Annotated in this window: 18 protein-coding genes; 17 read left to right on the forward strand and 1 reads right to left on the reverse strand. The window is 50.2% G+C overall.

What is annotated here, in order from left to right; translation table 11 throughout:
• The first annotated feature begins 141 nt into the window (after nucleotides 1-141).
• Nucleotides 142-1,899: a tetratricopeptide repeat protein gene (locus VEB01_RS20435; protein WP_324878724.1), complete on the forward strand. Its 1,758-nt coding sequence runs from the start codon at nucleotides 142-144 to the stop codon at nucleotides 1,897-1,899.
• Between the two features lie 125 nt (nucleotides 1,900-2,024).
• Here the strand turns inward: VEB01_RS20435 and VEB01_RS20440 are convergent, their stop codons facing one another.
• On the reverse strand, nucleotides 2,025-6,089 hold the full coding sequence (locus VEB01_RS20440) for a hypothetical protein (RefSeq protein WP_324878726.1): 4,065 nt from the start codon (nucleotides 6,087-6,089) through the stop codon (nucleotides 2,025-2,027).
• Nucleotides 6,090-6,338: 249 nt separating this feature from the next.
• Between VEB01_RS20440 and VEB01_RS20445 the strand changes: the two genes are divergently transcribed.
• The 16 genes from VEB01_RS20445 to VEB01_RS20520 all read left to right on the forward strand — a co-directional run bounded on the left by VEB01_RS20445 (nucleotide 6,339) and on the right by VEB01_RS20520 (nucleotide 23,590).
• Entirely contained in the window at nucleotides 6,339-6,533 is a 195-nt protein-coding gene (locus VEB01_RS20445) for a hypothetical protein (RefSeq protein WP_324878728.1), read from the forward strand.
• 1 nt (nucleotide 6,534) lies between these two features.
• On the forward strand, nucleotides 6,535-6,858 hold the full coding sequence (locus tag VEB01_RS20450; RefSeq protein WP_324878730.1) for an antitoxin: 324 nt from the start codon (nucleotides 6,535-6,537) through the stop codon (nucleotides 6,856-6,858).
• Nucleotides 6,859-7,534: 676 nt separating this feature from the next.
• Nucleotides 7,535-8,359, forward strand: a complete 825-nt coding sequence (locus VEB01_RS20455) for an ABC transporter permease (RefSeq protein ID WP_324878732.1) — start codon at nucleotides 7,535-7,537, stop codon at nucleotides 8,357-8,359.
• Nucleotides 8,349-9,809, forward strand: coding sequence for an ABC transporter ATP-binding protein (locus VEB01_RS20460; protein ID WP_324878734.1), 1,461 nt, complete (start codon nucleotides 8,349-8,351; stop codon nucleotides 9,807-9,809). Before VEB01_RS20455 ends, VEB01_RS20460 begins: the two co-directional genes overlap by 11 nt.
• Before the next feature lie 27 nt (nucleotides 9,810-9,836).
• Nucleotides 9,837-10,565 carry a sulfotransferase domain-containing protein gene (locus VEB01_RS20465; RefSeq protein WP_324878736.1) on the forward strand — a complete coding sequence of 243 codons (729 nt, stop codon included), beginning with the start codon at nucleotides 9,837-9,839 and terminating at the stop codon, nucleotides 10,563-10,565.
• 10 nt (nucleotides 10,566-10,575) lie between these two features.
• The gene (locus tag VEB01_RS20470; RefSeq protein ID WP_324878737.1) at nucleotides 10,576-11,412 is read left to right on the forward strand and encodes a class I SAM-dependent methyltransferase; all 837 of its coding nucleotides are present in this window, start codon (nucleotides 10,576-10,578) and stop codon (nucleotides 11,410-11,412) included.
• On the forward strand, nucleotides 11,409-12,455 hold the full coding sequence (locus VEB01_RS20475; protein ID WP_324878739.1) for a class I SAM-dependent methyltransferase: 1,047 nt from the start codon (nucleotides 11,409-11,411) through the stop codon (nucleotides 12,453-12,455). Before VEB01_RS20470 ends, VEB01_RS20475 begins: the two co-directional genes overlap by 4 nt.
• Nucleotides 12,456-12,598: 143 nt before the next feature.
• Nucleotides 12,599-13,471: a glycosyltransferase family 2 protein gene (locus VEB01_RS20480; RefSeq protein WP_324878741.1), complete on the forward strand. Its 873-nt coding sequence runs from the start codon at nucleotides 12,599-12,601 to the stop codon at nucleotides 13,469-13,471.
• A gap of 24 nt (nucleotides 13,472-13,495) precedes the next feature.
• A complete protein-coding gene (locus VEB01_RS20485) occupies nucleotides 13,496-15,901 on the forward strand; it encodes a glycosyltransferase (RefSeq protein WP_324878743.1) in 2,406 nt (801 codons plus the stop codon).
• 220 nt (nucleotides 15,902-16,121) lie between these two features.
• On the forward strand, nucleotides 16,122-17,135 hold the full coding sequence (locus tag VEB01_RS20490; protein WP_324878745.1) for a GDP-mannose 4,6-dehydratase: 1,014 nt from the start codon (nucleotides 16,122-16,124) through the stop codon (nucleotides 17,133-17,135).
• 104 nt (nucleotides 17,136-17,239) lie between these two features.
• The gene (locus VEB01_RS20495) at nucleotides 17,240-18,193 is read left to right on the forward strand and encodes a glycosyltransferase family 2 protein (protein ID WP_324878747.1); all 954 of its coding nucleotides are present in this window, start codon (nucleotides 17,240-17,242) and stop codon (nucleotides 18,191-18,193) included.
• Nucleotides 18,141-18,518: a DMT family transporter gene (locus VEB01_RS20500; protein WP_324878749.1), complete on the forward strand. Its 378-nt coding sequence runs from the start codon at nucleotides 18,141-18,143 to the stop codon at nucleotides 18,516-18,518. The genes VEB01_RS20495 and VEB01_RS20500 overlap by 53 nt, the downstream gene beginning before the upstream one ends.
• Nucleotides 18,511-19,284, forward strand: coding sequence for a class I SAM-dependent methyltransferase (locus VEB01_RS20505; protein WP_324878750.1), 774 nt, complete (start codon nucleotides 18,511-18,513; stop codon nucleotides 19,282-19,284). Before VEB01_RS20500 ends, VEB01_RS20505 begins: the two co-directional genes overlap by 8 nt.
• The gene (locus tag VEB01_RS20510; RefSeq protein ID WP_324878752.1) at nucleotides 19,281-21,284 is read left to right on the forward strand and encodes a hypothetical protein; all 2,004 of its coding nucleotides are present in this window, start codon (nucleotides 19,281-19,283) and stop codon (nucleotides 21,282-21,284) included. Before VEB01_RS20505 ends, VEB01_RS20510 begins: the two co-directional genes overlap by 4 nt.
• Nucleotides 21,285-21,496: 212 nt before the next feature.
• Complete coding sequence (gmd, locus tag VEB01_RS20515) at nucleotides 21,497-22,606, forward strand: GDP-mannose 4,6-dehydratase (RefSeq protein ID WP_324878753.1); 1,110 nt, start codon at nucleotides 21,497-21,499, stop codon at nucleotides 22,604-22,606.
• Between the two features lie 3 nt (nucleotides 22,607-22,609).
• Nucleotides 22,610-23,590: a GDP-L-fucose synthase family protein gene (locus VEB01_RS20520; protein ID WP_324878754.1), complete on the forward strand. Its 981-nt coding sequence runs from the start codon at nucleotides 22,610-22,612 to the stop codon at nucleotides 23,588-23,590.
• The last annotated feature ends 3 nt before the right edge of the window (nucleotides 23,591-23,593 follow it).

The raw sequence follows: 23,593 nt of genomic DNA on the forward strand, positions 1-23,593 counted from the left end.
GTAAATAGCGGTCCGAAAAATTGTATGGAGATTCCAAGCTTTTATTGGATGTTGGACCCGCCGGAAACGCGAGTGTTATCGTTTTGCAAACTTTGCAGTAAGGTTTTCGTTGAAATTTGGGATATTGAGGAAGGAGCGGCTATGAGATTTGGTCATTCGCATTTTGTAACAACCGTTTTGGCATGTGCGTTAACCATCGGTTCCGTTTGGTCGTCGCGGCCGAGCGCCGACCACGCGTCGAGTTCGCCCCCGGCTTCCGAAGCAACCGAGCAGCCGGTCGGCCCAGAGCGGGCCGAGGCCCATCCGTTCGATCACGCGGCGCAGGCGGTTTCAGATGACAACCCGCCGCTTTTGGACGGGCTCGGCACCTTGAGCTACCGCATCACGACATCGAGCCCCCTGGCCCAAAAGTATTTCGATCAAGGATTGCGGCTTACGTATGCTTTCAATCATGCCGAGGCCCGTCGGGCATTTAGAAAGGCGCAGCGATTGGATCCCGAGTGTGCTCTCTGCTATTGGGGCGAAGCGCTGGTTTTGGGGCCGAACATCAATGCGCCGATGGATCCGGGTGCAAATGCTCCCGCCCTGGAAGCCGTTCGAAAGGCGCAGTCCGTTGCTGCCAAGGCGACCCGTCGCGAGCAGGCTTTGATCGATGCCTTGGCCGCTCGTTATTCGGCGGAGACCGGAGCCGATCGCGCCGGTCTCGACCGGGCGTATGCGGAAGCCATGGGCAAAGTCGCGGCGAAGTACCCGAAGGACGATGATATTGCCGTGCTGTATGCGGAGTCGCTCATGGATCTTTCCCCTTGGGATTACTGGGAATCCGGCGGCGCGAAACCCAAAGGCCGTACGGCGGAAATCGTTGCCGTCCTGGAGCGTGTGCTGCGCCGAAATCCGAATCATCCGGGCGCGATCCACTACTACATCCACATGGTTGAGGCCTCGGGTTCTCCGAAACGGGCGGAACCATACGCCGAGAGACTGGCAAAGCTCATGCCGGGGGCGGGACACATCGTCCATATGCCGGCGCATATTTATCACCGGGTCGGACGCTACAAGGACTCGATCGAGGCCAATCGCAAGGCGGTGGAGGTGGATGAGCGCTACTTCGCCAAGGTGGGCCGTAAACCCGGCATTTATTCCGATGCGTATTACTTGCACAACGTCCATTTCCTGATGAGTTCCGCGCAAATGGCGGGTGATGGCCGAACAGCCATCGAAGCCGCGGAAAAGCTGTCTCCGCTGGTTTCGGATACGGCGGCGAAAACCATGCCTTTGGTGCAGCCGATCAAGGCCGCGCCATATTTCGCTTACGCCCAGTTCAGCGACCCGAATACGATCCTGAGTCTTCAAGCCCCCGGAGATGAATTGCCCTATGTGAAGGCGGCATGGCATTACGCCAGAGGCATAGCCAACACCGCTAAGGGCGACACCGACGCCGCGCTACGGGAAGCCGATGCGATTTCCCGGATTGGACGGGAAAGTAACTTTGCTGATCTCAAGGCAGCCGGTATTCCGGCGGGCGAAGTCTTGAAGGTTGCCGATCATGTCATCAGGGGGCGCGTTGCCCAAAAGCTAGGCGATCTGCGGACCGCGGCGGCCGAGTTTGAAGCCGCCATCGCCGTGGAGGACAAGCTTCCGTATATGGAACCTCCATTCTGGTATTACCCAGTGCGCCAGTCGCTCGGCGGCGTGCAGTTGATGGCCGGCGATTTGGATCTTGCGGAGCAGTCTTTCCGTAGCACCCTGGAACGTACCCCTCAGAATGGCTGGGCGCTTTACGGCCTTCAAGAGATTTACAAGAGACGGGGAGACACCAAGCAACTCGGGGCCGTTCAAAACCGTCTCGATAGAACTTGGCTGGGTGATAAGAATGGACCTGGCATTGACCAACTGTAATCATCGTTGCTCCTTATGCAGTTGTAGGCCGGAATAAGCGTCAGCGTTTCCGGCAAATAGCACTTTCCTCCTTCCCCCTTGCAGGGGGAAGGTTGGGATGGGGTAGAGAATAGGCAGTGGCTGCATCAAGCGGGCGGTACTGGTTCGACAGGCTTCGCCGCCTCGGATTTTTCCTTCTTTTTTCTCGGCCGCCACAAGCCGTCCGAGGCGTAGCAATTCCATCCCCAGCGCAGCCAATCCAGGAGCGAGTAGGCCAGCCATAAAGCCCAGGCCAGCATCAGCACGCGGTACACCCAGAGGGGCGCCGAAACGATCCAAGGCCGGGGAAGTGTTGGGCCGCTGCGGTCCTGATACCAGTTCAAGCTGTACGCATTGGAGCCGTTACCGGCGATTTGCATGTCCGGCAATCCCAGCAATCCGTGGCGGACCGCCTCCAGCAAAAAGGAGAGGGCGACCAAGGTCAGCACGGCGAGCCCAGCTTGGAGCAGATTGAATTGCGAGTCGTCCAGCTTTTGCCCCATGTTCGCCCGCCATCCCAAGGCCAGCAACCAACCGGCCACGACGATCCCTCCGATGACCGGAATCTGGCTGAGGCCGATCAATAACAGAAGCCATTGCCAAAACTTAATCGGTGTCCAGGGCAGCTTTCCCAATGCGACCGAAAGCAGGGCGATCACGATGAGAACTCCCCAGAACAAGACAGCCGGGCCGAAGCGGGGGCCACCCACCAGCAGTACCCACCGGTCCTGGCCCAGCGAAAAAGTGGTCGCGCTATTTACGCTGGGGATGCCGAGGTCGATTTCGGGGGCGATGAGGCGGCTGCGTATCCCGGACCCGTCGCGCCACACCAGGGTTGCTGTCTGTTCACCCGGATGAATCGGCAGCGAAACCAGGCGGCCTTGCTGCCGCACCGGCTGCGCGGCCCCATCCATGCTGACCGATTGCAGTTCGGCATGCTCCGGGAGTTTTACCGCATGTTGCCCGCCCTGTGAGCTGCGCAGCGTCAGCATCAAGGCGGCATCCGTCGCGTGAATTCCCGGATTCAGTTCGAGCCGGCTGCGGTCTATGGTCAGGGTATTGCCGGGTACGCCCTGAGGCCGGGTCAAGCGAAGCGTAACGGATTCTCCGGGCCAGGGGCGCCATTCCGGCAGCCAATTGCCTTCCGCGTCCTGGTGGTGGATGACCACGAGTCCCTCGGGTTTCATATGCCAGATCGGGCTGATGTCCGCTCGCCAAATCTCGATCCAGCCGGTGGTCTCAGGCGCCTTGAGATTGACCGTTGCGCCCTTGGAGAGGACCGATTCCCAACTCGTTGCATGCTGCCCCGGCAACAGGTTGAGCACCACCTTTCCATCCTCGACTTGCAGCCCCGGCGTGACGACCGATTCTCCCTCGATAAGAGGAACGCTGACGACGACGGGGCGATCAGAAGGCGAGGCCCGGCGCACCACCGTAACGACGCGCCAGTCCAAACCGATTCTCAGCGTGCGCTCGACCTCCAGAAACGGCGGCAGGGGCCGGGACTCCAGCACCGGCAGCTCGGCGGACGGCCGATCGCCATTTGATACCCGTACGAGCTGCAACTGGACATCGGGAATGCCGTTCTCGCGGATGCCTTCGATTCGCCAGCCTTCACCCGATGCTTCAACTCGCCGGGGCTTGAGCGGTAAAGGGATCTGTATCTGATCCCGCGCAAGCAAGATTCCGGAAAGCGTCACGACATGACGGCCCGGTTTCAGAGCCAGCCAGAGTCCGCCGTCCTGGCTGCGGAACAGGCCCTCCGCCGGCGTGTTATCGACCTCGACTTTGGACGGCGTCCATTGCGCGGTGTTCACCGGCAAGGGTAGGGCGATCAGCTCCTGGGCATGAATTTCCAAGGTTTGCCGCAACTCCGAGCGCCTGGCATCGATCTTGAGCAACGGGACCTCGGCGCATTGCGGCAAACAATCGGGAGGCGCGAGCAGGCGCGACTTGAGTTCTTCGAGGAGAGCCGCATTCGGAAAATCGGCCTTGGCATCCGGTATGAACAGAAGCAGCGGAAGCAACAATAGCGGCAGGGCCGAACGAGGCGAAAAGGGACGAAACTGCGGCCGTCCGCCCAAGAAAAACACGGCCAAGCCAATCAAAAGCGCGATACGTAGAAAATTCAGCAGCAAATTGACCGTCGGGGAGAGCAGCACCAGGCCAATTTCCTGGTTGCGGAGGACGGGGCCATTCCAAGTCAGCGGAATCGATTTCCAATGCCATTCCGGCAAGCCTGGGCCGGTTTGGGTTATCGCGTTGGGGTCGGTCTCCTTGAAGGCTCGGCCCTCCATGTCCGCCGAAGAGGGGACAGCCGGGGGCGCACCCCGTTCATAGAGCTTCGGTCGGGGCGTGTACGACTCCATGGTTTGAGGTGCTTCGACAGGCGCTTCTTCCTGTTTCCGAAATTCGGCGGGAGCCTCCGATGGCATGGCAACCCAGGGTTGTTCCAACTGGGGGTAAAGAGCGAAGCGGGCCTGATCGACCATGAACGGAATGGCGATAAGGATGAGGGCCAGCACGGCAAGATTCCGGTAGATGCGAACGGCCGATGTGATTCGTCCCTCCGGCAAAACCGTCAGTAAGGCGGCCGCCGCCAGAATGTTGAGCCAGACGTAACGCGGAGCGCCCGGTTCGTGCCAGAGCAGTGCCAAGGCGAGCAGCGTAAAGACAGCATACGGCCAGGACCATAATCGCGCCACGGCCATGGCCGTAATCAGCACCACGAAGAGATCGAGCAGCGTCCATCTCGCGATCCAGGTGCCCGGCGCATGGTCTACCCCGGTCGCGGCGAACAGACGCCATCCTGGAGGAAGATTAAGCTCGGCGTTCACGCTTCGGAAATCCTTGTCCCAGCCGACCGCAGAAAGGGTTCGAGTGTCTTTGATTCGGCTGTCGGCGGAAAGACTGACCGCCCCGCGCCTGACCTCGACGCCGATGGCTCCGGTTTCGTCCTCGCGCGTAATGGACTGCGGTTCTCCGTCGATGGCAACGCGGCCGAGATCGACACCCGGCCGTACGTTCAGTCGCCAGTCCCGAGTCATGCGGCCGCCGATATCGTCGTTTACCGTGTAGCCGCCGCCGTCGAAATCCAGCCAAATGCGCCGGTGCAGGGTGAGGCTGTCGGGTTCCGGTTCCGGGTCGCCGCGCCGGATGAGCTTCAGATTCATCGCGGTGCCGGACTCCATCCTGTAGGCGGGAAACGCTTTCCATTCTTCGGGAAGATTCGTTTGGCGCGGATCGATGGCGGCAACGCCCTCTATCTCGACGACACGAAATTGAGGCCGGGCATCAAAAACCCAGATTTCCTCCGAGGGCCAGGGCGCGGTGCTCGGAGGCAGTTGGAGCGATTCGACCGGCACCGGAAACCGGGCGGCGAGTTGTACGGTCCAGTGCCCCGGACGAAGCTGCAGACGTAGTTTTCCATCGGGTTCCAAACGGGCCGGCAGGGACGAAGTGATCTGCAAAGGGATCGACTCGGGCGGCAAAGCCCCATCGAGAAGAATTTCCCGCTGTCTGCCGGATACATCTAAATCCATTTGCGTTATGACGCGAAGCGGCGTTTCGTCGATGACCCGGCGGTAAACCTGAACGTCGACCGTATCAGTTCTTTCCGAAGGCGCCGCATCTTCCGACGCCTGACGGTAGACCCACAACTGTCCTTGTTCGTTGAAGGCCGGGAAGGGGACGGATTGACCTTTGACTGTCAGGGAAATGATGCCGGTATCATTGGGCACCGCGAGATTTGCCGGTAGGCGGTCCCAAATAAACCTGCCCTTAACGCTATGGTCACCCGGAGCGAGGCGGATTCCGGGGATGTTCTCGACGGTTGCGATGACGGCCGGCTTCCCGTCGACCTCGACCTGCTGTGGCCAGTGTTCGACATCGCCGGGAAGCGGCAGCCAACTCTCCGCATAAACGTGAGCATCCAAAGCGAAACGACCGGCACGATCATCCAACACCAGTTCGAGACGCGTCGGCCAAATGCAGCGCCGGTCTTCGGGGTTAGTGTGTACGGACGGACAAGACCGATTTTCGTGCCCATGCAGGACCCAGTCGGTCCAGGGTTTGAGCGGGTCGGGAACCGAGTCTGACGGTAGTGGATCGGCAAGGGCGACGGCCGTAAAAAGCAGGAGAGGAAAGACCAACAGCATCGGCCGACGAAACATGAGGGTTCTCCATCTAAAAAGGTAAGGCAGAGGTTTGCCGTTATCAGATTTGTAAAAGTAGTGTAACGCTTGAAATACGTCTATCGGGGAAAGAGGCCGAAGTGCGTTAGAGGACGAAAACGTAAAGTTTGATGTCATTAAGCACACAGACGCATCATGTGCGACATGAAACCGGTGAACTGGCGTACCGACAAAAATGTCCGGGTCAAGAGAGAGCGGGGCGTGTCGTATGAATAGGTGCTATCGGCCATGTCACATGGCGGCCTTCTCGATGTGCTCGATCATCCGAACACAGAGCAGTACCCGAACCAACGCAAGTTCGTGGTTCGCATCCGTGGCTACGCTTATCTGGTGCCGTTCGTAGAGACCGACAGCGAGATCTTTCTAAAAACGATCACTCCAAGTCGGAAAGCTACCCGCAAATATCTGGTAGAGGACAGTTGAAATGGATAAAGAAAGCAAACTTGAAGAAGAAATTCTGGCTTCTTTTGAAAGAGATGAGTGGCGATCCGTGCCCAGTCTCAAGGAGGAAATCGCGCGCTATGCATCAATAGCCTCCACTTCGCTTGCCAAGGACAAACCTGTCAATATACGTATTTCATCCCGTGACCTCGAAGACATCCAAGCAAAGGCTGCGGAAGAGGGGATCCCCTATCAGACACTGATGGCTAGCGTACTTCACAAGTACGTCACAGGACGTCTTATCGAGACGCCACCGAGTCCAACGCCTCGTTCAATCCGGACCGCCCGCAAGCGGGCAGCCGGTTAGCTTTGGGCTGTTTGAATCCAACGATATTTTATGAACGAGGTTATCGGTTTTACTTCTTCTCGCGGGATGAGGGGTGAGGGTGTTCGAGAGATAGCTTTCTTTTCTTTACGAGCAGTAAATGCAGGGAAGGGGACGGATTGCCCGTTGACCGTCAAGGAAATGATGCCCGCGTCGCGGTCCAGCAACGCATGAAGGTGTCTCCTGCCCGAAAAGAAACGGTGAGCTTAAGGAATGTATGTAACGTCACATATAGAGAAAGGTGCCAACGAAATATTCTTTACTTTGGCCTGAGGTAATCTTGTCAGTCCTACGCAGCGTAAAGTCGCAATGATTTACTTACCATGTAGACGATATCTACTCCACTGGTCTTCCGCCGAGGATTGGCGGAATCCAGCTCCCTTCATCGTAGCGGCATTGCTCAGTTATGCCAGTTGTTTGCCTCTTGCCATATCTGCTGAGCTGTCGGAAGCGCTGTTGACGCTTATACGGCAGCAGCTATAATCCGCCCTTCGCCTAATTCCCGCATGGAATGCCTTGTTGCTGTGCTTACCAGTAGAGAACGTGTTGACTGCCTTGTCAGACCAGTTCGGTCACCACTGAAAACGCCCAAACACGAGAAGAGATGGCACCGCGGCTCGTCTTCCATCCTACCTATTCTCGGCGCAGAAAAATATAAATGACCCGAGAGATTAAAACTTCGCCCGCAGCTATTGCCAAAAGTTTCTGGAGCAATCGTCAGCTAATCTGGCAAATGACCAAGCGCGACGTGGTTGGTCGCTATCGGGGCTCTATCATGGGGCTCGCCTGGTCCTTCTTTAATCCGGTTCTGATGCTGACGGTCTATACGTTCGTCTTCAGCGTGGTATTCAAGGCACGTTGGGGTGCGGGCGGTGAAGAAAGCAAGACTGAGTTCGCCATCATCCTCTTTGCCGGCATGATCGTGCACGCCTTATTCGCAGAGTGTGTTAACCGTGCCCCCGGGCTCATCCTAAGCAATGTCAATTACGTTAAAAAAGTAGTATTTCCTCTGGAGATTCTGCCTTGGGTGACGATGGGATCGGCTCTGTTTCATACTGCAATCAGTGTCATTGTGCTCCTGACGTTTTTCGCGACGCTGAATTTCTATCTCAACTGGACCGTGGTTTTCCTGCCGCTCGTTTTGCTCCCCCTCGTATTGGTCACGATGGGTGCGGCGTGGTTTCTCGCCGCCACCGGCGTTTATTTGAGAGACGTTGGGCAGACTACGGGACTCGTTACCACGATCATGATGTTTCTTGCCCCCGTCTTTTATCCAATCTCGGTGCTGCCGCAGGAATACCAGCATTGGCTGCACCTTAATCCTTTGACTTTCATCATTGAACAGATGAGAAACGTGCTGATCTGGGGGAAAACTCCCGATCTGTACGGGCTTGGATGTTATTCGGCGGCAAGTCTATTGGTGGCATGGGTAGGTTATTTCTGGTTTCAGAAGACGCGGAGGGGATTTGCCGATGTCCTCTGACGAGATCGCCATTCGAGCTAATAATCTCAGCAAGTGCTATCAGATTTACGATCGCCCGCAGGACCGGCTGAAGCAATCCATCGTTCCTCGCCTGCAAAGGCTCGTCGGGCGCTCGCCCAAACCTTATTTTCGGGAATTTTGGGCGCTGAAGGATCTGTCCTTCGAAGTCCGCAAGGGAGAAACGGTCGGTATCATCGGCCGCAACGGCTCGGGCAAATCCACTTTGCTGCAAATGATCTGCGGCACGCTTACGCCCACGACCGGAAGCGTGGAAGTCAACGGACGCGTGGCGGCCCTGCTCGAGCTTGGCGCCGGTTTCAACCCGGAATTTACCGGCCGGGAAAACGTATACATGAACGGGGCGGTGCTCGGGTTGAGCAAAGAGGAAATCGACGAACGATTCGAAGATATTGTCGCTTTTGCGGACATCGGCGAGTTCATCGAGCAGCCGGTAAAGACCTATTCCAGCGGTATGTTCGTCCGACTGGCATTCGCGGTGCAGGCCTGCGTTGAGCCGGATGTGTTCATCGTAGATGAGGCGCTGGCGGTTGGTGACATCTTCTTCCGGCAAAAATGCTACCAGCGATTGGAGACGCTTCGTAGCAACGGAACATCGATTTTACTGGTAACGCATGCAATGCTCGACGTCGAGCAGTTCTGTCAGCGCGCGATCCTTTTAGATCATGGCCAGGAGATTTTCCAGGGCAGCGCTTCCGAAGCGGTAAAACGCTACTATTTGGTCGAGCAGCAGAATCGTTTTTCTCCCGAAAAAGCTGTAACGCCGGCTCCAGTAGCCTCTTGCGAATCAGATTTCGGCACAATTAAGGAAGGTTTTTTCTGGCCCGAGCCGGACGCATTTCTCGATATATCCGCGATATCACAGGTCTCCAACGGTTGGGCGAGATGTACCGGGATTGCCTTGTGTGACAAAAACGGCAGGCCCTGCAAAGTATTCCAGCAAGGCGAGACCGCAAGCTTTTTTTATGAATTTGAATTGCTTCGAGATATCGAAGTGCCTATTGGCGGTATAGTAATTGCTAATGACAAAGGGATAATTGTTCACGGCAAAAGTACATTGGAGTATGGCTCAGACGTTCCTAAGTGGGTTAAAAAGCTGTCTCGCCTCAGATTTCGGCAGGACATCGATCTTGCGATTGGATGTGGTGAGTATACCTTCACAGTCGGGCTGGCCACGATTGACGACGTGAATTACAGCTTACGCTCAGAATATTCTCATCAAGATTTAACAACAAAGATACTTAGGTTGTGCCATCTCCCTAATATGGAGATTTTTACTGTTTTTCCTCGCAAAAACGGAGCGCCTGTGCAGCTTCTACACCATGGTATGGCTGATCTTCCTGGTAAATGCCATGTCTTAACGACAGAGGCGAATTCGAGTGATGTGAGGTGGGAAGCCCCAATGGTGGAAGAAACGGACGGATCGATTTGAAGTCTCCTCAGTTACTAAATAAATAATATGGAAAATTATCCATGTAAGAGGATTATCCTCTCCGAATATCCGAAATCAGGCGGTTCATGGGTGGTCAGTATGTTGGGTGATGCCCTTCATCTGCCAAAAAGAGATATTTACGTAAAAACGGGATTTGACCTTTTCGATATTTCTAAGCATCCATGGTACGAATCGGCACCCAATCTGAATTTCCCTGAAACCTGCGTAATTAAGAGTCATGAGTTGCCAGGTTCATCATTAATTAATTTTCCAGCGTATTTTTTTCATTTAGTCCGTGATGGCCGGGACGTAGTTGTATCCAAATACTTCTATGAAAAAGAGTTCTGTGTTGAAAACGGAATATACGATGAGTTTGTTGTGGTTTTTGAAGAGTATGTGGCTAAAACAGCAGTCGAATGGCGAGATTATGTGCAGGCGTGGCTAAATGCAGGTTCTACTTTTTATTTCTACGAGTCTTTTTTGAAAGAGCCTGTCACTACATTACACAGGATAATCAAGGACATCGATTTGGATGCGGGTATTCCAGAGAAGCAGATTTTAAGAGCCGTGGAAGCGAATTCGAAGGAGGAATTTAAGCGTTCTTTAGACCGGACATTTAAGCACAATACATTTGTGCGCAAAGCAACAAGTGGCGATTGGCGAAATCATTTCGATCATAGGCATATTGAAGCTTTTAAAGATATTGCCGGCGATACTCTTATTCGTCTCGGTTACGAAAAAAGCTTAGATTGGTAGCCAAGCTAAAATGACTGTAAAACAGACTCTACTACAGATTGAGGCAGTACTTGAGGGTTACGACGCCGTAAGCCAGCTCTACCCCTACTGCCCCCCCATGTCAATGTGGCGCGCATGGGAGTATGCCGCTTATCAACGTTATCAACTTGCGGAGCCAGTGTTGGATGTCGGTTGCGGGGATGGGCAATATTTCCGGCTTATCTGGCCCACGTTAAAAGAGGTTGTTGGGGTGGATATTGATCCCGGCGTCGCCGATTCAGCAAGACGATCGGGTGTCTATAGCGAAGTGCACGTAATGCCAGCCCATCAGCTGACCTTGCCGGCGGGCAGCTTTGCATCGGCTTTTGCCAATTGCTCATTGGAGCATATGGATCATTTGTCAGAAGTGCTGAACGGCATTTTTTGTTGCCTACGTCCTGGCGGACAGCTTCTGTTGAGCGTTGTAACCGATAAGCTCATCGAGTGGTCTGCACTCCCAACTCTTATTCATGAGATGGGGGACCCGAGATGGGCTGAATCGTTGTTAAACGAATACAAGGCCTATCACCATCTGGTCAATGCTTTGCCGCCCGCCGTGTGGGTGGAGCGCTTGGAGCAGGTTGGTTTTCAAGTCGTTGAGTATATACCTATCGTTCCGGAAGTAATCAGTCGTCTGTTCTTGTTTATTGATCATTTATGGCATGTTCGAAAAGCAAACAGCGAGCTGGGTGATACCTTATTTCCTTACTTGACGGGGTTGCCATCCTTTCCGCAAGCCTTCAGAAAAGTACTTACCGGAGTTTTAGAGATGGAGCGAAATTGGTCCTTGGGCAGCGGGGCTGTTTACTGTGCGAGGAGACCTGAATGAATTACTCCTTACATTGCTGGTGTGGGAATACAAATCTCAATTTTTTTTCGCCCGTATATCTGAGATGTCCAGCTTGTGAAACGCTAGTCTTCGCTAAGATGCCTAGACCTGCCGCTTTACGTGTACCTGATGATGATAGTGGTTTATATGGTCGTGAATATTGGTTTTCACATCAGGAACACAATTATGGGTACGGAAATATTATTACTCGTACGCGAACAGACCTTTCCGAGCGCTGCCTACACTGGCTGCGCACTGTTCTGAAATACAAGCTGCCATCGGGCAGAACACTGGAATTGGGATGTGCTCATGGAGCATTCGTCGCTTTGCTCCGGCAAGTGGGTTTCGATTCGACGGGTTTGGAACTCAGTCCATGGGTGGTGGATTTTTCCCGTCGAACATTCAAAGTTCCGGTACTGTGTGGTCCAGTGGAGGAGCAACAGATAGAGCCGGCGTCGCTGGATGTCATTGCGCTGATGGATGTCCTGGAGCATCTTCCCGATCCGGTGGGTACCATTCGCCACTGCCTGGGTTTGCTCAAGCCTGACGGTATATTGGTCATTCAAACGCCTCGTTATCAAGAGCAAAAGGCTTACGATGAAATGGTTGTACGTGATGACCCTTTTCTCGAGCAATTAAAGGACGACGAGCATCTTTACTTGTTCAGCCATAATTCCATTCGTGACTTCTTCGTTCGTTTGGGAGCCGAATATTTAGAATTCGAGCCCGCGATTTTCGCCCATTACGACATGTTTCTGGTCGTGAGCCGGCAACCACTGAACGTAAATACTCAAGATAAAATTGATGAGCTTTTGAGCTCCACGCCCGCAAGCAGAATCGTTCAAGCACTGCTCGATGCGGATGACCGAGCCACGCAATTAAATCGACGTTTGCAGGAATCAGAAGCGGATCGGGCGGCGAGGCTGGATCAGATTAACGAACTCACACGCTTGTTGGCGATATCAGAATCCGATCGAGCGGCGAGGCTGGATCAGATCAACGAATTGACGCGCTTACTGCATAATTCGCAGTTAAGCAAATAGCACTTGACCTCCGGTTGAAGGAGCATCGCCAACTATCAAAAAGTGACTTGGATAATCAAGCCACCGGATTCGATTATTTGCCTTAACACGCTGGCTAAAAATAACTTTAAACCAGTAATAAAATATTCAAAACAAACCCGGTCATGACGCTGCCAAAAATAACTATTATTACTCCTTCGTATAACCAAGGGCTGTTTTTGGAGCAGTGCATCGATTCGGTCCTTGATCAGAATTACAGCAATCTCGAATATTTTATATTTGACGGTGGATCTACAGATAAGAGCGTTGAGGTAATACGGAAATACCAACAGCACTTAAGTTACTGGATAAGTGAGTCTGATGAAGGTCAAAGCGATGCCATCAACAAAGGTTTTAAACGGGCCAACGGAGATATAGTGGCTTGGCTGAATGCAGATGACTACTATTTGCCCGGAGCATTTGATTTAGTCTCCGAGACCTATAAGGAAAGGCCTGATGCCGCCTTTTATTTTGGAAACGGGTTACGAGTCACCGAAGAACGAGTGACTAAAGGCAGTTTTTTTCCAGTGGGACGAGTCCAATTCAACCTGGATGCACTCGTTTTCGGACTTAACTATATACTTCAGCCTGCCGTATTCATCAATCACACATATTTGCTGAAGGCGGGACTTCTTGATCCCGCCCTTCATTACGGTATGGATACTGATCTATGGATTCGTTTAGCACATGAAGCGCCACCAGTTGCGATTAATAGGCTGCTCGCTGCGTCACGGGAATATTCTAATACCAAGACTGCTACTGGAGGGTTTGAGAGAATTGAGGAGTTAAGACAAATTGCGCAAAAACACAGCGGTATGGCCTTTACGCCGGGTGTCCTTTGCTATTTTCTCGATACGCTTCATCAGTTCTCAAGAGAACACGAGGACATTTTTCCTCAGGACTTCAGACATCATATCGAGAGCTTTTGGGGATCGACGAGTCAACTCTTAAAGCGCTATGGCGCGACACAAGACGGTTTTCCAGAGGATACAATTTAATTCGAGGCAGAGTGGAGTTTAATAATGAAAATTGGAATCGAGTTAAGAAATATCACTTTGGGTGAGGCTGGAGGAATAACTCAGCTTCTTAAGGGCGTTCTGGATCAGCTTTTTTCCATGCACCCCGAAGAGGAATTTTTTGTTTTTTGTACGATTTTCAATCGTGGCTTATTAGAGCCAAATAGAAATAATGTAAAGTTTATAACTGTACCCGCGGCTAATTACTGGGAGGCTGTCGACAGAATTCTGGATGAGGAAAAGATTCAGGTACTGTTTCGGAGCTATCCTGCGGAAGATACTTTTGTTTTTCCGTTAGAGAAGCAGGTTTTCCTTATTCCGGACATTCAGCATGAGAGATATCCGGAATTTTTCGATCCCAATATATTGAGAAGCCGTAGAGAATGCTTTCCTCGTGCCGTTTACGGTGCGGGAGCAATTGCAACAATCTCCGATTTTGCAAAGCAAACCATTTGCGATTTTTACGGCGATAATATTCAGGACATATTTGTAGTTAAGCCCGCACTACAAAAACAGCATAGGGTTGATGCTGCCTGGGATCTCACGGACGCGGAACGTCAGTTGATTCCCGACCGACAATACTTCATCTATCCGGCCAATCTTTGGAAGCATAAGAACCATCCTCGGGTGCTTAAAGCCTTTGATCTATATCTTCGGAAATCCGGGAGGAAGGATGTACGCTTTTTGTTCACTGGACATCCTTCCGGCTGGCAGGCGATTAGCGAGGATTACGAAGGGCTTCCCATACAACATCTAGGTTTCATAAGACCTCAACTGCTCCGCGCCCTTTTAGAACGCTCGACCGCGCTGGTGTTCTTTTCGTTGTATGAGGGGTTTGGAATACCACTGTTGGAAGCTTTCGATGCGGGTACTCCGGTGATATGCAGCAATACGACCAGCCTACCGGAAGTTGGGGCGGACGCCATTCTAAGCTGCGACCCTACGGACATTGAGGCAATAAGCGATTTAATGCTCAGAATTACTGAGGATCCGCAATTGCGACAGGATCTCATCAGTAAAGGTAAAGAACGCTTGAATGATTTTACGTGGGAAAAGGCCGCGCTGAATTTATTTGAAGCTTTTATCAGAGTTGTATCGAAGAATCGGAAAAGCTCGGTAGATTCTCCCGTTTTCGATTCTCCTTCGGCATTTCCGTTGGTATCGATCGTTACGCCATCGTACAACCAGGGCAAATATCTCGCGCGCACCATAGAAAGCGTTCTAGATCAAACTTACCCAAATATCGAATACTTGGTTATCGATGGTGCGAGCACTGATGAATCTGTGGCGATTCTGAAATCATATGAGGGGAAGCTATTTTGGATTTCGGAAAAGGATACTGGTCAAACGAGCGCTATAAACAAAGGGCTTCGTTTGGCAAAAGGCGACATAGTTTGTTATTTGAATTCGGACGATATACTGGCGCCTTCTGCCATACAAAAGGTCGTGGATTTTTTTCGACGGAACCCGGACTGCGACCTGGTATATGGCGATGCAGACTATATAGATGAAAATGACCATGTCATAGGCCGATATAACACCGCCGATTACTCGTTTGGACGCCTTATGCAAGACTGCATGATTTGCCAGCCCGCAACCTTCTGGCGCCGGCGTGTAATTGATAGCGTCGGGCTGTTTGACGAGACGCTTAACTGCGTTATGGATTACGAGTATTGGCTTAGGTTTGGTCGTTCAGGAGGAGCGATAAGATATATAAGTGATAATCTTGCCGCGTCTAGGCTCTACCCTGAGACTAAAACAATGTCTCGCAGAGGCGAAATATACAACGAAATATTTCGAGTCTGTCGGAAACACGGTGGATACGTGCATATGAATTATGTTCAAGGCTATTGGCATTATTTATGTTACGAGCGATCCGGTATAGGGTCATCACTGATGCGGCGTGTTCCGGTTGCTTATAAGGTTATGCCCTATCTTCATCACAAATGGCTTAATCGCAAGAATTACAATTCTAGACTTATCGCAAGAATCCTCTATTCCAAGGGGAAACGCTTCTTAATGAATTGGATTAACAGGAAGTCCTCCACGAAGATGGCGGATCTTCTGGATAAGATCCCCAGTACGGGCGCCAAAGTTTTTGGGTTCTGGCATGATAACTGGCTGGCTCCTGTTTTTAGAATCCCGGTAGAGGCCACAATTACACAGCAGGAGCGTTACATTGAAGGGAAAGCTCCGGTGGACGTAACTTTGGATGTAAAAGCCGGAGAGGTACTAATCGGAACATTCTCTTTAGAGAAAGAGCAGCTTCATAGAGTGGCATTCGACTCAAAACTTATTAACGGCCAAGACTTAACCTTTATATTTTCAAACTACGTAGTAGACGGCGCAGATCGGAAGCTTTCTTTTCAGCTTCTGGACACTAATCTTTTTTCGGAAAGGCAGGTAGTCTGAGGTCTTATAAAAGATGCTAATTCGGCATGTAAATAGACCTACTAATTACAACAATATTTAAATTTAAAGGATTTTCACGTTTTGATCCTTCTTCCCTTGGGGGAAGGTTCGGATGAAGGGATGCAAAATGAGAAGCTCGTTCGTTTCATCGTTCTCACCCGAAGAAAAGGGGGCTAAGGCTCTTTTCGCGGAAGTTTTGACAAGCTAAATTGGGCAGGCCGTGAGTAACTCAAAAACAGCATTCATTACAGGGATCACAGGACAAGATGGTTCTTATCTGGCGGAGTTTCTACTTGAACGAGACTACAAAGTAGTTGGGTTCGGGCGCAAGAGCTCATTTGTTAAACCTAATACCATCTCTCACCTCGCAGGAAAAATAGAGATTGCCTATGGTGATCTCATTGATAGTGTTTCCCTGGCTTCGGCCATACAAAGGTATAAGCCGGATGAGGTTTACAATCTCGCTTCGCAGTCGCATCCGGGTGAATCGTGGAATTTGTCTTTAGAGACAGGAGAGGCGACTGCCCTCGGTGCCCATAGGCTATTCGACGCGGTGCGTATGATGAAACCGGACTGCCGGATTTATCAGGCCTCTTCATCGGAAATGTTCGGCGAGGTAGTCGAAACTCCGCAGACGGAGAGCACGCCCTTCAATCCTGTCAACCCTTATGCGGCGGCGAAGGTCTACGCTCACAATATCGCCCATATTTACCGCAAGAGTTACGGTCTATTCATCGCTTGCGGCATTCTGTTCAATCATGAAAGCCCAAGACGAGGCATGCATTTCATTACTCAGAAAGTTACTTACGGGGCTGCCTGTATCAAGCTGGGAATCATGAACTCGCCCGCATACAACGAAGAAGGTGAGCCTATTGTCAAAAATGGCAAGCTCTCTCTCGGGAATCTGGATGCAAAGAGGGATTGGGGCTATGCGGGCGATTACGCTGAAGCTATGTGGCTCATGCTGCAACTGGATAAGCCTGATGATTTCGTCATCGGAACGGGCAAAATCCGCACGATCAGGGAGTTGTGCCAGGCAGCTTTCGATTGCGTAGGTTTAGAGTGGGAAAATTATGTGATTGTCGATCCGCGTTTCGTGCGCCCGACGGAAACTGGACCCACGGTGGCTGACGCATCTAAGGCTAGAACTCTCCTAGATTGGACACCAAAAACTCGCTTTAAAGAAATGATTTCAATGATGGTTAATCACCACCTCGAAATTCTTTCTAGTTAGAAAGTCCTGCCAAGACGCGAAAATAGTGCATCGAGAAATCTAATTTCTAAGTTTAGTCTCGATTAAGCATATATTCTCAACATTAACATATCGTTTACTATTCTATGGCGTCACCTATTCTTGCCATTGTAGTCCCCTGTTACAACGAGCAGGAGATTATTCAAGAAACAATTCATCGCCTCACGGAGCTCCTTAAAACTCTAATAAATTCGAATATCGTGCGGCAAGGAAGTTTTATCTGCCTTGTGGATGATGGTAGTAGTGATCGCACTTGGGAACTTATAAAGACGTATTCAGAGACGGATAATACAATCCACGGACTTAAGCTCTCAAAAAACTTCGGACATCAAAACGCGTTACTTGCCGGATTGCTTCGTGTAAAAGATCAATGTGATTGCGCGATATCTATTGATGCCGATCTCCAACAGGATGAAACTGCTATTCCAAGGTTTTTGGAAGAGTATTCAAAGGGGTTTGATATAGTTTTGGGTGTACGTCGAGATCGCGAAACAGACGGGCTAATTAAGCGAGGAACTGCCGAATTATTTTATGGCTTAATGTCGTTAATGGGGGTGACGATTGTTCGAAATCATGCCGATTATCGGCTATTGTCGAAGAGAGCACTTGATGCTCTTGCACAATTTGAGGAAGGAAACCTTTTTTTGCGTGGCTTAATACACCAATTAGGGTTTAATACATCTACGGTTAATTTTGACGTAAGAAATCGTACCGCCGGCATCTCGAAATATACGTTCCGGAAAATGCTTTCGTTTGCCTTCAACGGAATTACTTCTTTTAGCGTAGTACCGTTGCGAGTCATTGCTGCGTTAGGAGGTATCTTCACTCTTATTTCGTTGATAATGTCTATATATGTAGTAGCACGCAAATTTCTTTTTGCAGATGCGATTCCAGGATGGGCATCAGTAGTGCTTCCAATATATTTGCTGGGTGGAATTCAGCTGTTTTCATTCGGAATTATTGGCGAATATATAGGGAGAATTTATCTTGAAACTAAACGCCGTCCTCGGTTCATTATCGAAGATGATCTCGTTAATTAAGCCGCTTTTTCTTATTCTTTACGTAGCGCTTAGTCTGTTTGGCTTGTATAAATTGAAAGCAACAGCCTTTGGATTGAGCATCGGTTACATAGTCGGCTTTTTGGCATATGCTAGTGGATTTGGACTATGGCTCATTATCCTTAAGCTCTATCCATTATCAGTCGCATTTCCTCTTGCAGCCGGTTCGTTAATCTTCGGCACCCAGATAGTAGGGGTTTACGTATTACGGGAGCAGTTTGATTCTGCAAAGATAATGGGGGTCGTGCTTATTTTGGCGGGTATAGTAACGCTGGCTATTTCAGATATGGTTGGAAAGAATGAATGATATAGAGAGACAGAGAGAGCACTTCGAAGGCGTATCGGAACAGTATTTTTTCGCTCGACAAAATCGCAATCATTTAAGATTCAAGTATCTATTGTGGAAGAGCTTCTTTGAAGATAAGCGTAACCTTCTTTGTAACGGCAATAAAGTTCTTGAGCCGATGTGTGGATATTCTGAGGGAAAAGCTATTCTTGAAACGCACTTCGGAGAGCCCATTCGATATACGGGTTTCGATTTCAGCAGACCATTGGTTGACGAAGCAAAACTACGTTATCCCGACACGAACATTTTCGTGGGAGATGTGACATGCTTCGAGGCTTCAGAGCAGTATGACGTCATTATCCTTATTGGTGGACTGCATCATGTCTATGCGCACACTAAAGATGTGCTTGATCGAATCACTAGCGCTCTCAAATCAGGCGGATACTTTATTAATTTTGAACCCACCCAGAACAACTCTCTGTTTCGCTTCGTTCGTGAGCGCATCTATAAATCCAACAAGATTTTTGATGATGAAACCGAGCGAGCCTACAATTTGGATGAGTTAAACCGACTTTATGCTGCTTCTGGACTACACATAGTAGACCAAATATATCCAGGATTACTCGCCTATATCATGTACTACAATCCGGACGCCTTTCCCATTCTAAATCTGGGCGGCGAGAGTACTGTTCGATTCTTGTTTGGGCTAGAAAAATACTTTTATAGAACTAGCCTTGCACGCAAACTATCGTTCGCTACCCTTACGCTGCTTCAAAAAAATAAATGAGTTCAAACATCTTGCGCTGGTTCATTTTTTGGATCATGACGTATTTTTTGATTTATGGCGTGGCATTTTGGGTTGGTGCAAATGGTGGATTTGGTCCTTTGGATGACCATCGATTTGCGTCCACTTTGCTTCAAGGAAAGCCATTCGGCTTTTATGTCATGCCGGAGGTAGGGAGGTATGTTCCACTGACGGCACAAGATTATGTTGTGCTGTCTAATGTGTTCTCTCCGAGCGCTAAGATATTCTATGCATGGAACGCAGTCAAAACTCTGGTCGTTGGTTATCTACTGTTACACATATTGACATCGTCTGGAGTATCACGTCCCGTTTCGCTTCTAATGTTGGCGCTATTGCTTCTTAGTGTAGGGTTTGCCAATGCATCGACGAGGCTACATGTTGGTGAATTTAATCAAGTTATTTTGCTATTAGCGTTTATCATCTGTTACCAAAAAGCTGAGTTGGATGATCGCAATCGATTTCTGCTGCTTGGGGCATTTGTAATTGCAGTGATCTCTTTTTTCTATAAAGAACCTGGATTTATTCTTATTCTGTTCTTTGCGATACCAGAGTTATTTCGACAACTGAGGATGGGGCGAAGCCACGTTCTAAGTTTGTTACTAGTCGCAGTTATAGTGGCCACCTTAGCTTATGGTATCTGGTATTATCTTTTTATTTTTACGAAAAAAATAGTTGGTTATTACACTTTTCATACACAAACCTTCAAACAGATCCTAGGTGAGTTTATAGATAATGATCCTTTTATCTGGCTTATACTTGCGCCGATAACAGCGGTTCGTATATGCTATATTTCGATGAGGCGATCCAGTTGGACATTATCTGATTCTTTGTTGTGTGGCGCACTGGCATATGCAACAGTATTTCTCGCTCTTCGCATTTATAATACCTACTATCTTCTGCCGGCTTATGCCTTCGGAATCCCTGCAATAGCATCCTATGTTGGACACCAAAAAGTAACCATTCCTAGATTGTGGCGCATGCCACTTATAGTGGCGCTGTGTGTACTAACTATCAATCAGTTGCCCATTGCGTTATCGGATTACGAAAAAAATAAAGCAATACCAATTAACTATACAGATTTAATCAATTTCTTGGATGAGAAGTTGAAGATGGAGTCAGTGTCTAGGCCTGGTAGGCGTATTTCGATTATATTAGACCATATTAGTGCGGGACGAGGTATTGAGATTTTTTGGAGTTTAATTCAATTTCTTGATCTGCATAAATTAGGACCTACCGTTTATGATCTTCACGCGTCAGTACCCCCTGATAATTTGACCATTTTCAATCAGCATAGAACATTAGCTTTTTCTGCGTTACATGACGAGAACCCTCATATAGCGAGGGTAGGAGATTGGGTGCTGACGACACCTTTCGACTCCCCGAGTCCGGAATTAGAGGTTGGCTCTATTTACCGTCGCCTCTTCGAATCAACCAGCGAAAGCTTTATTCCGAGAATGACATTAGTTCATATAATGGAAATTTGCTTGGGCACGAGTTGGAATGATTGCAAGGAAAATCTTAATCAAGCCATTCCACGTGTCGGATATAAAGTATATGAAAAATATCGAGAGCCCCGTCAAATACCGATTGAAACGCTCTATGATTTTCAATATGAAGTTAGGTTTGACAAGGTGCCACAAAAGTGGCACAGCGGCGAGCTGATTAATGTGCCTATAGCGCTCAAAAATACCAGTAGTCAACCATGGCCTGCAAACGGGCGGCTTGATTCGGGTCAGCTTGTTCATATGGCGTATTTATGGTTCGATGAGCAAGGACAGCGTATTATGCTGGAGGGTAACCGGACCGCACTTCCTGAAGCGTTATTTTCCGGAGAGGAGATATCGCTAGTAGTGAATATCAAAGCCCCAAAACAAAAAGGGAAGTATCGGCTTGTTTTGTCCCCTGTTCAAGAAGGGGTTGCATGGTTTTGGCCACGGAATAAAGACATGCAGGTAGAATATACCGAAGTCCATGTAGAATAACCTAGTAGCTGGTTGGGTTAGGAATATTCGTCCCACGATTCATTTGTCATAGAGGCGTGGCGATAAATATATATAGATAAGCAGATATTACGAGAATATCTGACCGTGAATAATCTGGAAATCTCGCTACGTCACTTTGGCATTAGAACGCGTGTTAGTGCAGAACATAAATAATCGTTACATCCAAAAAATTGCTTATTCGAGGATCAGAAGTGACTAAACAAGCACTCATAACCGGAGTTACGGGGCAGGACGGTGCCTATCTTGCTGAGTTGTTGTTGAGCAAAGGCTATGTCGTCCATGGTATCAAACGGCGCGCATCCCTTTTTAATACCGATCGTATAGACCATCTATATCAAGACCCTCATGTCGAGAACCGTAAATTTATTCTGCATTATGGGGACTTGACGGATTCAACCAGCCTGATTCGAATTATTCAGCAAATTCAGCCGGACGAGATTTACAATCTCGCGGCGCAGAGTCACGTGGCCGTGTCTTTCGAGGAACCGGAATACACGGCCAACTCGGATGCGTTGGGGGCCTTGCGGATTCTGGAAGCCATCCGCATTCTGGGATTGGAAAAGAAAACCCGGTTCTATCAGGCGTCCACCTCCGAGCTGTATGGCCTCGTCCAAGAAATTCCCCAGAAGGAAACGACACCCTTTTATCCAAGGTCGCCTTATGCTGCGGCCAAGCTTTATGCCTACTGGATCACCGTAAACTATCGTGAGGCCTATGGCCTGTATGCTTGTAACGGCATCCTGTTCAATCATGAATCGCCGATCCGCGGTGAAACCTTCGTTACTCGGAAGATCACCCGTGCCGTTGCGCGCATCAAGCTTGGCCTTCAGGACAAGCTTTATCTGGGTAACCTGGACTCCAAGCGGGATTGGGGCCATGCGCGTGATTACGTGGAAGCTCAGTGGCTCATGCTACAGCAGGACAAACCTGAGGATTACGTGATTGCCACCGGAGAGCAGCATTCGGTTCGCGAATTTGTCCAAGTAGCGTTCGGCGAGGTAGGAATTGGGATTGAATGGCAAGGGCATGGGGTCGATGAGGTGGGAATTGCAACGTCGGGCCTGAACGAACCTTCACGGGAAAACCGTATCGTCGTGGCCGTCGATCCCCGTTACTTCCGGCCCAGCGAGGTGGAAACCCTACTCGGCGATCCTGCCAAGGCAAAAAGGCAGCTGGAATGGCATCCGAAGACAACCTTTAAGGAATTGGTTACCGAAATGGTGCGTGAGGATCTGAAACAGGCCGAGAAGGACGAGCTATGCCGCCGTGAAGGTTATCGCACCTACGATTATCACGAGTAAGCAATGGATAAACAGGACAAGATATACGTAGCCGGTCACACCGGTCTGGTGGGATCGGCCATTCACCGCCGATTGCATGCGCGCGGCTACAGCGATATTGTCACTCGAGGTCACAGCGGGCTGGATTTGACGAATCAGCCGGCGGTCAAGGCGTTCTTCGAAACGGAACGCCCCGAATACGTGTTTCTGTGTGCCGCCAAGGTGGGAGGTATCCTAGCCAACTCTACTTACCCGGCGCAGTTCATCCATGAAAACTTGGCTATCCAAACCAATGTGATTCATGAGGCGATGCGGGTTGGGGTTAAGCGGCTATTATTCCTGGGCTCTTCCTGCATTTATCCGCGCCACTGTCCTCAACCGATAAACGAGGATTATCTGCTTTCAGGTCCCTTGGAGTTCACCAATCGGCCTTATGCCTTGGCCAAGATTGCCGGCATCGAGATGTGTTGGGCCTATAACCGCGAATATGGGACACGCTATTTGGCGGTTATGCCTACCAATCTCTATGGGCCGGGCGATAACTACGATCTTGAGACATCTCACGTTCTGCCGGCGTTGATCCGTAAAATGCATGAAGCAAAAGAAGCTAATGCCGATGCCGTCGTAGTGTGGGGTATGGGAACGCCAAGACGGGAATTCTTATATAGCGATGACCTGGCGGACGCCGTACTCCATCTCATGACCCTCTCTGAAAATCAGTTTTCGGGTATTTGCACCTCCAACGATCAGCCGCCGCTGATCAATATTGGCTGCGGTGAGGACCTCTCGATTCGAGAGCTCGCTGAGCTAATCCGCGAAATTGTCGGATATAAAGGCGAGATCGTTTGGGATACCACCAAGCCCGACGGCACTCCACGCAAGCTGCTCGATGTTACGCGCTTGAGCCAGCTCGGCTGGCGGGCAAAAACATCGCTTCCGGAGGGCATTGCAATGGCTTATCAGGATTACCTTGCGACTTTCTCCGGTGAACGTAAAGAGTCGTAATAG

The sequence above is a fragment of the Methylocaldum sp. genome, from assembly GCF_035627495.1.
Classification (GTDB): domain Bacteria; phylum Pseudomonadota; class Gammaproteobacteria; order Methylococcales; family Methylococcaceae; genus Methylocaldum.